The organism is Sodalis sp. RH22, assembly GCF_047324165.1.
Lineage (GTDB): Bacteria > Pseudomonadota > Gammaproteobacteria > Enterobacterales > Enterobacteriaceae > Acerihabitans.
Genome location: NZ_CP178731.1, coordinates 2,990,987 through 3,003,664, shown reverse-complemented (window position 1 = coordinate 3,003,664; position 12,678 = coordinate 2,990,987). Strand labels below are relative to the sequence as shown.

The window sequence follows — 12,678 nt, the reverse complement described above, 5'->3', positions numbered from 1 at the left end:
CGAATCGTCCCAGCCAGCTGTTTAAAACAGGAAATCCGCCGCTCTACACATTATTGCTTGTTGAATGATATCGGCACAGCAACCTGTTTTGGACAATGGAGGTAGCGCATGTCACAAGATCCCTTTCTCGAACGAGAGGCAGAAAAATACGAATTTCCCATCCCCAGCCGGGAGTTTATCCTGGCGCACCTGGCCAAACGGGAAACGCCCGTCAGTCGCGAAGAGTTGGCGCAGGATTTGGGCATTACCGGCGAAGACCAGGTTGAAGGCCTGCGCCGCCGCCTGCGCGCCATGGAGCGCGACGGCCAGCTGATTTTTACCCGCCGGCAGTGCTATGCGCTGCCTGAACGCCTGGATTTGCTGCGTGGCACGGTTATCGGCCATCGCGATGGTTTTGGTTTTTTACGAGTGGAAGGCAGCAAAGACGATTTTTACCTGTCCGCGGAACAGATGAAAATGGCCATTCATGGCGACGTGGTAATGGCGCAGCCCCTGGTGTCCGATCGTAAAGGCCGGCGCGAAGCGCGCATTGTGCGCGTGCTGGTGCCCAAGACCAGCCAGATTGTCGGCCGCTATTTTACCGACGCCGGCAGCGCCTTTGTGGTGCCCGACGACAGCCGGTTGAGTTTTGATATCCTGATCCCGCCGGAAAGCACCGGCGGCGCTCGCATGGGTTTTGTGGTGGTGGTCGAACTGACCCAGCGCCCAACGCGGCGCACCAAGGCGGTCGGCAAGGTGGTGGAGGTGCTGGGCGACAATATGGGTACCAGCATGGCGGTGGATATCGCCTTGCGTACCCATGATATTCCCTATGTCTGGCCGCCGGAAGTGGAAAGCCAGGTCGCGGAGCTGAAGGAAGAGGTGCCCGAGGCGGCAAAACGCGGGCGGGTGGATCTCCGGAGCCTGCCGCTGATGACCATCGACGGCGAGGATGCCCGCGATTTCGATGACGCCGTGTTCGCCGAAAAGAAACGCGGCGGCGGATGGCGTCTGTGGGTGGCCATCGCCGACGTCAGTTATTACGTCCGTCCCAATACGCCGCTGGACAATGAGGCGCGCGGTCGCGGCACGTCGGTGTATTTTCCGTCGCAGGTCATCCCGATGCTGCCGGAAAAACTCTCCAACGGCCTGTGTTCCCTGAATCCGCAGGTGGACCGTTTATGCATGGTCTGCGAAATGACCATCTCCGCGCAGGGACGGCTCTCCTCCTATAAATTTTACGAGGCGGTGATGAATTCCCATGCGCGGCTGACCTATACCAAGGTATGGCAGATCCTGCAGGGCGATCGGGAACTGCGCGAGCACTACCATCCGCTGGTCAAGCCGATCCAAACGCTGCATGAAATGTACCAGACGCTGGAACAGGCCAGGGTACAGCGCGGCGGCATCTCGTTTGAAACCGACGAAGCCAAGTTTATCTTTAACGCCGAGCGCCGCATCGATCGCATCGAACCGGTGAAGCGCAACGACGCGCACAAACTGATTGAAGAATGCATGATCCTGGCCAATATCGCCGCCGCGCGTTTTGTCGAGAAAAACGACGAGCCGGCGCTGTACCGGGTGCATGACCGTCCCAGCAACGATCATATCACCGCGCTGCGCACCGTATTGGCCGAACTGGGCCTGACGCTGGGCGGCGGGATTAAACCGGAGCCGAAAGACTACGCCGAGATGATGAATATCGTCTCCACGCGTCCGGATCACGAGATGCTGCAAACCATGCTGCTGCGCTCGATGAAACAGGCGATTTACGACCCGGAAAACCGTGGTCACTTCGGTCTGGCGCTGCAGGCTTACGCGCACTTTACCTCGCCCATCCGCCGTTATCCGGATCTGTCTTTGCACCGCAGTATTAAATATCTGCTGGCGAAGCAGGAAGGCGAGGCCAAAGGCCGGTCCACCCCTACCGGCGGCTGGCATGCCGAAATGGCGGAAATGCTGCAGTTGGGCCAGCAAAGCTCCATGAACGAGCGGCGGGCCGACGAAGCGACCCGCGATGTGGCCGATTGGCTGAAATGTGACTTTATGCAGGATCACGTCGGCCAGACCTTCAGCGGCATTATCGCAAGCGTCACCGGCTTTGGCTTTTTTGTGCGTCTGAATGATTTGTTTATCGACGGCCTGGTGCACGTTTCAACCCTGGATAACGATTATTACCGCTATGACAATATCGGCCAGCGCTTGATTGGCGAGTCGGGCGGACGGGTCTATCGCCTCGGCGACGTGGTGGAAATCAAGGTTGAGGCGGTCCATATGGATGAGCGTAAAATCGATTTCTCCCTGATCTCCAGCAAGCGGCAGCCCAGAGGCGCGGGTAAAACCGAACGTGTGCGCACACAGCAGGCCGCACGCGGCGCCACTGGCGGCACCGGTAGCGACGGCAAGCCGCCGCGCCGCCGCCGCTCCGGCCCAAAGGCGGGTAACTTCGAACCGGACAGCGCCTTTCGGCCGAACGATGGCAAAGGGAGCAAACCTAAAAGCGCGCCGTCCAGGGCGGCCAGCGCAGGCGCGTCGGACGCCGCCACCGGTGATAACCCGCCTAAAAAGCCGTCGGCCAGCAAACCACGTCGCAGCAGGAAAAAAAGCGGCGCGGAAAGCAAGCCGGACCAGCAATAAGTCCGGGCGCCAGCGTGCCGGCGACCGCCGGCAGACCTTAATCCATGGGCCGTTACGGCCCATTCGGTGATAAAAGAGCAACATGAGCGAAATCATTTACGGTATTCATGCCGTTAAAGCTTTACTGGAACGCGATCCGCAGCGTTTTCTCGATGTGTATATCATGAAGGGCCGCGACGATCGCCGCCTGCATGAGCTGGTGGTGGCGCTGGAAGCCAACGGTATCGTCATCCAGGTGGCCAATCGCCAATGGCTGGATGAGGCCGCGGAAGGGGCGGTGCACCAGGGCATAGTGGCAAGGGTGCAGGAAGGGCGCCAACTGCAGGAAAATGATCTGGAGGGGCTGCTGGCACAGCATGCCGCGCCTTTCCTGCTGGTGCTGGACGGGATTACCGACCCGCATAACCTCGGCGCCTGCCTGCGCAGCGCCGATGCCGCCGGCGTACATGCGGTTATCGTGCCGCGCGATCGTTCGGCGCAGCTCAACGCCACCGCCAAGAAAGTGGCCAGCGGCGCGGCGGAAACCGTACCGCTGATTCGCGTCACCAACCTGGCGCGCACCCTGCGCATGTTGAAGGAACACAACGTCTGGATCGTCGGCACCGCGGGCGAGGCGGATCATCATCTGTATCAAAGCAAGCTGACCGGCCCGCTGGCGCTGGTCATGGGCGCGGAAGGCGAGGGCATGCGCCGCCTGACCCGCGAGCACTGCGATGAGCTGATCGGTATCCCGATGGCGGGCTCGGTCTCGTCGCTTAATGTTTCCGTGGCGGCGGGCGTTTGCCTGTTTGAGGCCGTGCGCCAGCGCCAGCTTCCCTGAATGGGCCTGCCGCCGCCGGCGCCGGACAACGTGGCTGGCGGCGAGCGTCCGGCGCCATGACCCTTCCCGCTTAACGATATAAAATGGCCTCGCCGCGCCAGATGCCGGCGATAACGTCTTCCGACAGCATAATGATCTGATAATAGCGGGCCTGGCGGGCATTGGCCTGCGCGCGCAGCGCAGCTTCGGCATCCATCGGGCTGCCGCGTTCCTCGACGGCGATCCGGCCTATTTTGGTCAAGGTGCCGGCCTGATTGCGGCTGATTTCCTGCGCCTGGGCAGTGGGCGCAGGCGGCGGGACCGGCTTGCCTTCAAGCACGCTGCAGCCCGCCGTCAGCATGCTCAGGAGCAGGATTATAGGGTAAAGTGGTTTCATCAATGTCGGCCATAAAAAAACAACGCAGTGAGATAGAGATAGTATAAAAGAATAATGCGAAGGGGGGGCAATATGGTTGAAATGCATCAGGAGTCCGTCGGCGGTATCGACGTCATCCATGCGGTGCCGGCGGGGGGATACCCGCTGCCGCTGCCGACAATTTTCTTTTACCACGGCTATACCTCGTCAAAAGAGGTATACAGCTATTTTGGTTATGCCCTGGCAAAGGCCGGATTTCGCGTTATCCTCCCGGATGCCGCCATGCACGGCGCGCGGTTTGACGGCGACGAGCAGCGGCGCCTGGCCCATTTTTGGGCAATTCTACGCGCTAATATCGACGAGATGCCCGCCATGAAAACACATTACCAGCAGCGGGGGCTTATCGATGACGGGCGCATCGGCGTATGCGGCGCGTCCATGGGCGGCATGACCGCGCTGGGCGCTATGGCGCGCTATGAATGGCTGCGCGTGGCGGCGGACTTTATGGGCTCGGGAGATTATCTGCGGCTGGCGAAAACCCTGTTCCCGCCCGTGGCGCTAACGTCAAGCGCCGGGCAAAAAGAGTTTGAGCGCCAGATGGCCCCCCTGGCCGGCTACGAAGTCTTCCATCAGCTCGAGAAGCTGGCAAACCGGCCGCTGTTGATTTGGCATGGCGAAGCCGACCCACTGGTCCCGGCCACGGAAAGCCGCCGCCTGTACCAGGCGCTGGAGGCGCGTGGGCCTCATCAGGCGACATACCTCACCGAACCCGGCATCGGCCATAAAATTACGGTAACCGCGCTGTCCGCCGCCGTGACGTTTTTCGGGCGGCACCTTTGACCCGGCATCCAGCGTCGACGGCCAATAAAAAAGCCCCACAGGGGGGCTAAAATAAACTTACTTTATAATTATTGATGATTCCCTGGTGTTGGGGATTCTATCGCCGCCTTATCCCGGCGGCGCCGGCGACTGTTCACCGTCGCCAGTGATTTATTATTAAACAGTATATGCCAGCGCGCAGGGGAGGGAAATAACACTTTATTGATTGAATAAATCAGTTTTTTTGAACAAAAAACATACATATTGAATAGTTTTTTTGCTAATTAATGCTTTTCTATATAACTGTGCCCGTTCACCGCCGCTTTCCCTGCGCATCGGTCCTTGTATTTGCCGCCGCATAAATGTAAGATTGCGCGTCATTTTTCAGCCGCACAATTATCACGTTCCTTGCTTCCATGGGCCGCGGTTGACCCTGACAGGAGGCTGAATAATCCGTAAGGAGCAATTCTGTATGCGTCATTACGAAATCGTTTTTATGGTTCATCCTGACCAAAGCGAACAGGTTCCAGGAATGATCGAGCGTTATACCGGTGTTATCACCAACGCGCAGGGCATCATTCATCGTCTGGAAGACTGGGGCCGCCGTCAACTGGCTTACCCGATCAATAAACTGCACAAAGCCCACTATGTTCTGTTGAACGTAGAAGCCTCGCAGGAAGTGATCGATGAGCTGGAAACAAACTTCCGCTTCAACGACGCCGTTATTCGCAGCATGATCATGCGCGTTAAACATCCGGTTTCCGAAGCCTCCCCGATGGTCAAAGCAAAAGATGAACGCCGCGATCGCCGTGAAGATTTCGCCACCGAAGCCAACGATGACAATGATGCTGGGGATTCTGAAGAGTAATCGATGATGACGGCGAACCGTCTGATGCTGTCCGGCACCGTGTGCAAGGCACCCATTCGAAAGGTCAGTCCGTCGGGTATTCCTCACTGCCAGTTTGTGCTTGAGCACCGCTCGCAGCAACAGGAAGCCGGTTTTTCACGGCAAGCATGGTGCCGTATGCCCGTGGTGGTCAGTGGAAAACAATCGCAAGAGATTACTCGCAGTATAACGGTCGGTACGCAGCTCACCATCCACGGTTTCATTTGCAGCCATCAAGGCCGCAATGGGCTGAATAAAATGGTCCTGCATGCCGAGCAGATTGAATTGATAGATTCTGGAGACTAGCCAAATGGCACGTTATTTCCGTCGTCGCAAATTCTGCCGTTTCACCGCGGAAGGCGTTATTGAGATTGACTATAAAGACATCGCTACGCTGAAAAACTACATCACCGAAAGCGGTAAAATTGTCCCGAGCCGTATCACCGGTACTCGTGCCAAATACCAACGCCAGTTGGCCCGTGCGATCAAACGCGCGCGCTACCTGTCTCTGTTGCCGTACACTGATCGTCATCAGTAATCGGTCACTGTCCACTAAGACTTTGAGAGGATAAGGTAATGCAAGTTATTCTGCTTGATAAAGTTGCCAACCTGGGTAGCTTAGGCGAACAAGTTAACGTTAAAGCGGGTTATGCCCGTAACTACTTGGTACCGCAAGGTAAAGCCGTTCCGGCCACCAAGAAAAACGTTGAGTATTTTGAAGAGCGTCGTGCTGAGCTGGAAGCCAAGCTGTCTGAAGTTCAGGCCGCGGCCCAGGCTCGCGCCGATAAAATCACTGAACTGGGAAGTGTTACCGTTGCGTCTAAAGCAGGCGACGAAGGTAAACTGTTCGGTTCTATCGGTACGCGCGACATCGCCGACGCCATCACCGCTGCCGGCGTCAACGTCGCCAAAAGTGAAGTGCGCCTGCCTAACGGTGTGCTGCGCACCATCGGCGACCATGATGTCAGCATCCAGGTTCACAGCGAAGTTTTCGCTACCCTGAATGTTATCGTGGTGGCTGAAGCCTAATCGAAAGATTAAGCGATTGATAAAACGCCGGCTTATGCCGGCGTTTTGCTGTCTGGCGCCCGGAGAACGCGCCATGGGCGGTCAACTGCCGGGGGCGAATTTCTGCGCGTTCATGGGGAAGGGTAGCCTGGCCGGGGTTAAGGCCCGCGTTTAATGACGCAGGTAACTGCCGTCGGCCTGCCTGACAAAACGTATGCGGCTGTTGGCGCTGGTTTCAATCGTCAGCGTCTGCACGACACCCTGGGCATTCTGCTGGATTTCCACCTGCTGACCCGCCTGCAAGCTGCTAAGCGGTTTGTCGTCGCCTTCCGCCTGCGCCATCGCGAATACATCCCCTACCGGCAGATTATGCTCGCGAAACAATTGCGCCAGCGTCTGGCCCTCGACGATGCGATAGCGATGCAGCTGGCCGTCGCCGGCGGCGGGCGCCGGGGCCGGGGCGGCGGACCGGTTATTGTCCACCAGCTCCGCCTGGATAACCGTTCCCTGGCCATTGGCCGCGGTTTTCGCACCGGGGGCGGGCGTGGTATCCGTCGAGGGCGAATAGGGCCAAAGTATCGCCGCCGCGATAATCAACGCGGCAATCAGCACCAGACGGCGATGCAGCGGCGGTAACGGACCCATCCACTGGAAACCGTCGGGTAAGTGCCATACTCTTTTCAGCAGGGTCAGCATTGGCCGGCCTGATGCGTTGGAATCATCATCGGGCAGCAGACGCAGAGGCCACTTCCATTTGAATCCGCCGTAACCCAACGGGGAAAAACGTGGGGTTTTGTTTTTCCCGGGCGAAATTCTGCCCATGATAACCTCTCTTGCAATGGTTTACCTGTTGTAACCCTCGCGAGTATAAAGCGGCGCACAGGGAACCTCCATAGCTTAATTGACCGGTAAGCAAGAAGCCTGCCTGCCCGATGCAGGACTCATATTCATCATAGAGGATTTTACCCCAAACGCCTGCGCTGTTATGCTGCGCCTTTCGCTTTTTACCATTTCAAGGAAAAAACATGAGCGTACCTTCTTTAGACAGCGTGGAAGCCCAGGCCAGTTACGGCATTGGTTTACAAGTGGGCCAGCAGTTGCAGGAGTCGGGACTGGAAGGCTTGCTGCCCGAGGCCCTGCTGGCCGGGCTGAGCGATGCGCTGGCCGGCAATTCCCCGGCGGTGCCGGTTGACGCCATCCACCGCGCCCTGCGCATTATCCATGAACGCGCGGACGCGGTTCGTCTCGATCGCCAGCAGCATCTGGCGGTGGCGGGACAGCAATTCCTGGACGCCAATGCCAAGGAAGAGGGCGTGCGCCAGACGGAGTCCGGTTTGCAGTTTAAGGTCCTGGCGCAGGGCGACGGCGCCATACCGAGCCGCCAGGACCGCGTGAGCGTCCATTATACCGGGCGTTTGCTGGACGGCACGGTATTCGACAGTTCGGTACAGCGCGGCCAGCCGGCGGAGTTTCCGGTTAACGGGGTTATTCCCGGCTGGATAGAAGCCCTGACGCTGATGCCGGTCGGCTCGAAGTGGGAATTGTACATTCCGCACAACCTGGCCTACGGCGAGCGCGGCGCCGGCGCGTCCATACCGCCGTTCAGCGCGCTGATCTTCGAAGTCGAGCTGCTGGAAATCCTCTGATCCCCGCGGGGCGCGTTTGGCGCGCCCCGCCGCCGACACCCGCCGCTAGATTATTCCGATGGCTATTTTGTGAAAAAAAGCTAGTCTGGTGAATATGATGTAATGATCCAGGGGTGAGACATGATTGAACAGATTAGCCGGCTCTCGCGTGAGGCGGGCGCTGCGATTATGCGGGTCTACGATGGCGGTGCGCCCGTCGAGCTGACCCATAAAACCGACGATTCACCGCTCACCGCCGCCGATCTGGCGGCGCATCGGGTTATTGTCGCCGGACTGAAGGCGCTGGCGTCCGATATTCCCATTCTGTCCGAAGAGGACCCGCCGGCGTGGGACGTGCGCCGCGGCTGGACCCGCTTCTGGCTGGTGGACCCGTTGGACGGCACCAAGGAGTTTTTGCGGCGCAACGGCGAGTTCACGGTGAATATTGCCTTGATCGAAGACGGCCAGCCGGTAATGGGCGTGGTGTATGCCCCGGTCACCGATATTCTTTACGCCGCCGACGCCGGCAATGCCTGGAAGATAACGCCTGACGGCGAACGGCTGGCCATCCACTGCAAGGAGGCCCGGCCCCCGCTGGTGGTCATCAGCCGTTCGCACAGCGACGATAGCGAATTACAGGATTATCTGGCCCAACTGGGCGAGCATCAAACGGTGACCATCGGCTCCTCGCTGAAATTTTGCCTGGTGGCGGAAGGCAGCGCGCAGCTTTATCCCCGCTTCGGACCGACCAGCGTCTGGGATACCGCCGCCGGCCATGCGGTGGCCGCCGCCGCCGGCGCGCTGGTCAACGACTGGACCGGCCGCACGTTGGATTACCATCCCCGCGAATCCTTTCTGAATCCGGGTTTCAGGGTGTCGTTGTTCTGAACCGGCCTTAATGCGCGCCGCCTGGCAACAGGCGGCGCAGCAGCGTGGTGACCTGCTGTATCTCGGCAAACGACAGCGCGCCCTCCTTGGCATACCGTACCCGCCCCTGGGCATCCAATACCATGATCGCCGAGCTTTTCGGCTGCAGATGCCACGCCTGCAGTACATTGCCATGGGCATCCAGAATAAACTGGGAGCCGGGATAAATGGTCTTGTGATTTTCCACCCAGTTGCGGGCGAACGAGGGCCCGCTGCCGAAGACGGCGTCGTTTTCGTTGATGATTGTCGTCGTTTGGTAATATTTTGCCGGTAAGTTGGTTTTCTTGAGCGCTTCAATCATCGCGGCGTTCATCTCGCTGGCGGAGGATTGGGCGGCAATATGTTGCACCAGTCTGATTTTTCCCGCGAGCTGCGAGCTATCCCAGAATTTATAGCTAAACTTCTCTTTCTGGAGCAGCAATTCGCCTTGTTCGGCGACCGCCACCTTAGGTAGGGTCTTGCCGATAACCAGGCTATGGGCAAGGGCGCCGCAGGATAGCGGCCATGCCAGGAGTAATACGATTAACGGGCAGCGCATGATGCGGCTCCTTTAAGCGAAGGGAGGCCCGGATCGGCGCCGGGCGAGGGGGTTACCACCCCGATCGCCGTATTGCGCCGGATGACCAAGCTAATGCGTTTTCAGCATATTAGTACTGCTGTAATAGATAGGGCTTTTATAGCATTCTGTCAAATTGTGTAAAAGCAGCTCAGTGTTCTGTTGTTGCGTGAACTTAAGCACATATGAAGACTCTTATAAAGTGCTAGTGTGAGTTCCCTTGCCGGGTTTAACAACGCAACGGCAGGACGAGAAAAATAACGGGAGTTGAGTAAAAAAATGAGAATCTTCCATCGCTATAACGCTATCAAGGTAGCAACCTACGTTAAGACTTTATTCCGCGGTCGTATTTATATCAAAGGCTTCGGCGCCTTCGAATTTGATAAAGGCAAGATTTTGCTGCCGAAGGTGCGCGACAAGCAGCATTTCCACGTCATGTCGGAAGTCAACCGGCAGGTCATGCGGCTCCAGTCCGACATGGGCTGACCGGCCCTTTTCCTGATTACCCTGCCCGCAATACGATAATGACCTGCCCCCGGCGACTGCGCGCCCGGGGGCAGGATAAATCGCGCCTAACGGCGGGACGTGGACCGGACTTTCGCCTCAGGCAACGTGCGAGGTGTCCGTCGTCTTGGCCAGCACCAGCGTGGATTTTTCCTCAATACGGGTCACCAGCAGCTGATCGATTTTATAGCTGTCGATGTCCACCACTTCGAATTTATAGCCGCCATAGCGCACAAAATCAGTACGTTTAGGTATCTTGCGCAGCATGAACATCATAAACCCGCCGATGGTTTCATAATTTCCCGCCTGCGGGAACTCATCGATATGCAGCACCCGCATCACGTCGTCGATGGGCGTGCCGCCCTCGATAAGCCACGAATTCTCGTCACGGGTAACGATCTGCTCTTCCAGCCCCTGTCCCACCAGGTCGCCCATCAGGGTGGTCATCACGTCGTTAAGGGTAATGATGCCCACCACCAGCGCGTATTCGTTAAGGATCACCGCAAAGTCCTCGCCCGCGGTCTTGAAGCTTTCCAGCGCTTCCGACAGGGTCAGGGTATCCGGTACGATCAGCGCCGAGCGGATCTGGACGCCGCTGTTCAACGCCAGGCTTTGGTTGCCCAGCACGCGGTTAAGCAAATCTTTCGAATCCACATAACCGACAATATGGTCAATGTTGGCGTCGCAGACCAAAAACTTTGAGTGAGGATGCGTTGAGATTTTTTCTTTTATACTGTCCTCGGTCTCGCGCAAATCGAAATAAATGATGCTTTCGCGCGACGTCATGGACGAGGGCACCGTGCGGGACTCCAGCTCAAACACATTCTCGATGAGCTCATGCTCTTGCTTGCGCAGCACGCCCGCCAGGGCGCCGGCCTCCACCACCGCGTAGATATCATCGGAGGTAATGTCGTCCTTGCGCACCATCGGCAGCTTCAGCATGCGGAAAATGACGTTGGCCAAACCGTTAAACAGCCAGACCAGCGGGCGGAAAACCAGCAGGCAGAAGCGCATCGGGTTGATAATCCGGATGGCGCAAGCCTCCGGTGAAATCATACCGATGCGTTTCGGGGTTAAATCGGCGAACAGGATAAACAGGCTGGTGACCAGCGTAAATGAACAGATAAAACTGATTTGATCGGCCATCTCCGGCGACATAAAACGAATAAGAATGGAGGCGAAGGAAGGTGAGAACGCCGCATCGCCCACGATACCGCCGAGGATAGCCACCGCGTTCAGGCCGATTTGGATGACGGTAAAGAAGATGCCGGGCGTCTCCTGGAGCTTAAGCACGCGTTTGGCGTTGATATTCCCTTCATCCGCCATCAGCTTGAGTTTAATTTTGCGCGAAGCGGCGAGGGAGATTTCCGATACGGAAAAAAATGCGCTCACCGCGATTAATAGCAGGATAAGCAGGATACTGTTTAGCATAATTCGACCACTTCGGGCTGACAGTTATGCCAGCGCGCCTTTGAAGGGCAACGTGTTGGTTAAAGATAACATATTTCAGTCTGTTACGGGGAGCCGAAACGTCATTTACGGCTGCGGGCAGCCTGCAGCGACAATGGTCAGCCCGTTGCGGATACGCGACGTCATCAACTGCCCGACCGACAGTGGGCACAGTATAACAGCAGCCCCCTGGGGGCTGCTAAGATTAATAACGTGATGGGTTCCGGCGTCTTGGCCAGAGCCGGTTTATCAACAGGCCCCGCTGGCGAGATTACGCCTGCGGCGGCATGCATACCCCGATGCCGCCGAGATTACAGTACCCCTGCGGATTTTTGTGCAGATATTGCTGGTGCTCGTCCTCGGCATAGTAGAACGGCGTGGCCGGTTCGATGGCGGTGGTGATGGCGCGCCGATCGCCGGCCTGCTCCATCGCCTGCTGGAAACGCTGTTTGCTGGCCTGCGCCTCGCGTTCCTGCTCCGGGGTCAGCACAAAAATCGCGGAGCGATATTGCGAACCGATATCGCCGCCCTGGCGCATACCCTGCGCCGGATCGTGATTTTCCCAGAAATACTGCAACAGCTCGCGATAGCTGATGATTGCCGGGTCAAACACCACCCGCACCGCTTCCGCATGGCCGGTCTGGCCGGTACAGACTTCGCGATAGGTTGGGTTCGGCGTATAGCCGCCGGCAAACCCCGCCGCCGTGCTGTAAACCCCCGGGATCTGCCAGAACAAACGCTCCACGCCCCAATAACATCCCATGGCGAACAGCGCCACCTCCATATGATCGGGAACGTGAGTCATGGAATGGCCGTTAACCACATGGGTGGTCGCCACCGGCATCGGCGTCAGGCGGCCCGGCAGGGCTTCGCTTTGTGATACAAGCTGGGTTTTATCAAAATTCTGCGCCACGATAGACTCCTGTTGAGACGATTATCGAAATAATGGGCTATTGCCTGTTGTCTTGTACACTTTCTTTACAGACAATAAACGCCAATATTACGTTAAGCTGTAAGCTTATGACTGTATTTTAGGGTAAAAGGACTAAAAACAACCCCAGGGTCGTTTAATAATAAATATGACGGCGATTGTGCGCGTAAGGAATCCACCCG

The 12,678-nt window shown here is 57.5% G+C and carries 15 protein-coding genes; 10 read left to right on the top strand and 5 right to left on the bottom strand.

The window, feature by feature from the left end; genetic code table 11:
- Positions 1–108 precede the first annotated feature (108 nt).
- Positions 109–2,616, top strand: a complete 2,508-nt coding sequence (rnr, locus tag ACL2XN_RS13735; RefSeq protein ID WP_410016547.1) for a ribonuclease R — start codon at positions 109–111, stop codon at positions 2,614–2,616.
- Positions 2,617–2,698: 82 nt separating this feature from the next.
- A complete protein-coding gene (gene rlmB / locus ACL2XN_RS13730) occupies positions 2,699–3,436 on the top strand; it encodes a 23S rRNA (guanosine(2251)-2'-O)-methyltransferase RlmB (protein ID WP_410016546.1) in 738 nt (245 codons plus the stop codon).
- 70 nt (positions 3,437–3,506) lie between these two features.
- Here the strand turns inward: rlmB and bsmA are convergent, their stop codons facing one another.
- Positions 3,507–3,812 carry a biofilm peroxide resistance protein BsmA gene (bsmA, locus tag ACL2XN_RS13725; protein WP_413727190.1) on the bottom strand — a complete coding sequence of 102 codons (306 nt, stop codon included), beginning with the start codon at positions 3,810–3,812 and terminating at the stop codon, positions 3,507–3,509.
- 72 nt (positions 3,813–3,884) lie between these two features.
- On the opposite strand from bsmA, the gene yjfP reads away from it, so the two are divergent.
- From yjfP to rplI, 5 genes are all read left to right on the top strand, one after another.
- On the top strand, positions 3,885–4,631 hold the full coding sequence (gene yjfP / locus ACL2XN_RS13720; RefSeq protein WP_413728897.1) for an esterase: 747 nt from the start codon (positions 3,885–3,887) through the stop codon (positions 4,629–4,631).
- A gap of 451 nt (positions 4,632–5,082) precedes the next feature.
- Positions 5,083–5,478 carry a 30S ribosomal protein S6 gene (gene rpsF / locus ACL2XN_RS13715; RefSeq protein WP_162364108.1) on the top strand — a complete coding sequence of 132 codons (396 nt, stop codon included), beginning with the start codon at positions 5,083–5,085 and terminating at the stop codon, positions 5,476–5,478.
- 6 nt (positions 5,479–5,484) lie between these two features.
- Positions 5,485–5,802 carry a primosomal replication protein N gene (gene priB, locus ACL2XN_RS13710; RefSeq protein ID WP_331120002.1) on the top strand — a complete coding sequence of 106 codons (318 nt, stop codon included), beginning with the start codon at positions 5,485–5,487 and terminating at the stop codon, positions 5,800–5,802.
- A gap of 4 nt (positions 5,803–5,806) precedes the next feature.
- Complete coding sequence (rpsR, locus tag ACL2XN_RS13705) at positions 5,807–6,034, top strand: 30S ribosomal protein S18 (protein ID WP_048637617.1); 228 nt, start codon at positions 5,807–5,809, stop codon at positions 6,032–6,034.
- 38 nt (positions 6,035–6,072) lie between these two features.
- Entirely contained in the window at positions 6,073–6,525 is a 453-nt protein-coding gene (rplI, locus tag ACL2XN_RS13700; RefSeq protein WP_410016543.1) for a 50S ribosomal protein L9, read from the top strand.
- A gap of 150 nt (positions 6,526–6,675) precedes the next feature.
- Here rplI and ACL2XN_RS13695 read toward each other — a convergent pair whose 3' ends face one another.
- Complete coding sequence (locus ACL2XN_RS13695; protein WP_413728896.1) at positions 6,676–7,326, bottom strand: LysM-like peptidoglycan-binding domain-containing protein; 651 nt, start codon at positions 7,324–7,326, stop codon at positions 6,676–6,678.
- Between the two features lie 203 nt (positions 7,327–7,529).
- Between ACL2XN_RS13695 and ACL2XN_RS13690 the strand changes: the two genes are divergently transcribed.
- Both ACL2XN_RS13690 and cysQ read left to right on the top strand, forming a co-directional pair.
- Positions 7,530–8,150, top strand: a complete 621-nt coding sequence (locus tag ACL2XN_RS13690; protein WP_410016541.1) for a peptidylprolyl isomerase — start codon at positions 7,530–7,532, stop codon at positions 8,148–8,150.
- Between the two features lie 120 nt (positions 8,151–8,270).
- A complete protein-coding gene (gene cysQ, locus ACL2XN_RS13685; protein ID WP_413728895.1) occupies positions 8,271–9,017 on the top strand; it encodes a 3'(2'),5'-bisphosphate nucleotidase CysQ in 747 nt (248 codons plus the stop codon).
- 7 nt (positions 9,018–9,024) lie between these two features.
- Here the strand turns inward: cysQ and ACL2XN_RS13680 are convergent, their stop codons facing one another.
- Entirely contained in the window at positions 9,025–9,594 is a 570-nt protein-coding gene (locus ACL2XN_RS13680) for a YtfJ family protein (RefSeq protein ID WP_413728894.1), read from the bottom strand.
- Between the two features lie 297 nt (positions 9,595–9,891).
- On the opposite strand from ACL2XN_RS13680, the gene ACL2XN_RS13675 reads away from it, so the two are divergent.
- Positions 9,892–10,098: a DUF1107 domain-containing protein gene (locus tag ACL2XN_RS13675; RefSeq protein WP_162364102.1), complete on the top strand. Its 207-nt coding sequence runs from the start codon at positions 9,892–9,894 to the stop codon at positions 10,096–10,098.
- Positions 10,099–10,215: 117 nt separating this feature from the next.
- On the opposite strand, the gene ACL2XN_RS13670 is transcribed toward ACL2XN_RS13675, so the two are convergent.
- Entirely contained in the window at positions 10,216–11,547 is a 1,332-nt protein-coding gene (locus ACL2XN_RS13670; RefSeq protein ID WP_410016538.1) for a hemolysin family protein, read from the bottom strand.
- 289 nt (positions 11,548–11,836) lie between these two features.
- The gene (gene msrA / locus ACL2XN_RS13665; protein WP_410016537.1) at positions 11,837–12,478 is read right to left on the bottom strand and encodes a peptide-methionine (S)-S-oxide reductase MsrA; all 642 of its coding nucleotides are present in this window, start codon (positions 12,476–12,478) and stop codon (positions 11,837–11,839) included.
- Positions 12,479–12,678: the final 200 nt, after the last annotated feature.

What these genes read in the sequence shown, in the direction of transcription:
- rnr (WP_410016547.1), top strand. Translation starts at nt 109, where the DNA reads ATGTCACAAGATCCCTTTCTCGAACGAGAGGCAGAAAAATACGAATTT.
- rlmB (WP_410016546.1), top strand. Translation starts at nt 2,699, where the DNA reads ATGAGCGAAATCATTTACGGTATTCATGCCGTTAAAGCTTTACTGGAA.
- bsmA (WP_413727190.1), bottom strand. Translation starts at nt 3,812, where the DNA reads ATGAAACCACTTTACCCTATAATCCTGCTCCTGAGCATGCTGACGGCG.
- yjfP (WP_413728897.1), top strand. Translation starts at nt 3,885, where the DNA reads ATGGTTGAAATGCATCAGGAGTCCGTCGGCGGTATCGACGTCATCCAT.
- rpsF (WP_162364108.1), top strand. Translation starts at nt 5,083, where the DNA reads ATGCGTCATTACGAAATCGTTTTTATGGTTCATCCTGACCAAAGCGAA.
- priB (WP_331120002.1), top strand. Translation starts at nt 5,485, where the DNA reads ATGACGGCGAACCGTCTGATGCTGTCCGGCACCGTGTGCAAGGCACCC.
- rpsR (WP_048637617.1), top strand. Translation starts at nt 5,807, where the DNA reads ATGGCACGTTATTTCCGTCGTCGCAAATTCTGCCGTTTCACCGCGGAA.
- rplI (WP_410016543.1), top strand. Translation starts at nt 6,073, where the DNA reads ATGCAAGTTATTCTGCTTGATAAAGTTGCCAACCTGGGTAGCTTAGGC.
- ACL2XN_RS13695 (WP_413728896.1), bottom strand. Translation starts at nt 7,326, where the DNA reads ATGGGCAGAATTTCGCCCGGGAAAAACAAAACCCCACGTTTTTCCCCG.
- ACL2XN_RS13690 (WP_410016541.1), top strand. Translation starts at nt 7,530, where the DNA reads ATGAGCGTACCTTCTTTAGACAGCGTGGAAGCCCAGGCCAGTTACGGC.
- cysQ (WP_413728895.1), top strand. Translation starts at nt 8,271, where the DNA reads ATGATTGAACAGATTAGCCGGCTCTCGCGTGAGGCGGGCGCTGCGATT.
- ACL2XN_RS13680 (WP_413728894.1), bottom strand. Translation starts at nt 9,594, where the DNA reads ATGCGCTGCCCGTTAATCGTATTACTCCTGGCATGGCCGCTATCCTGC.
- ACL2XN_RS13675 (WP_162364102.1), top strand. Translation starts at nt 9,892, where the DNA reads ATGAGAATCTTCCATCGCTATAACGCTATCAAGGTAGCAACCTACGTT.
- ACL2XN_RS13670 (WP_410016538.1), bottom strand. Translation starts at nt 11,547, where the DNA reads ATGCTAAACAGTATCCTGCTTATCCTGCTATTAATCGCGGTGAGCGCA.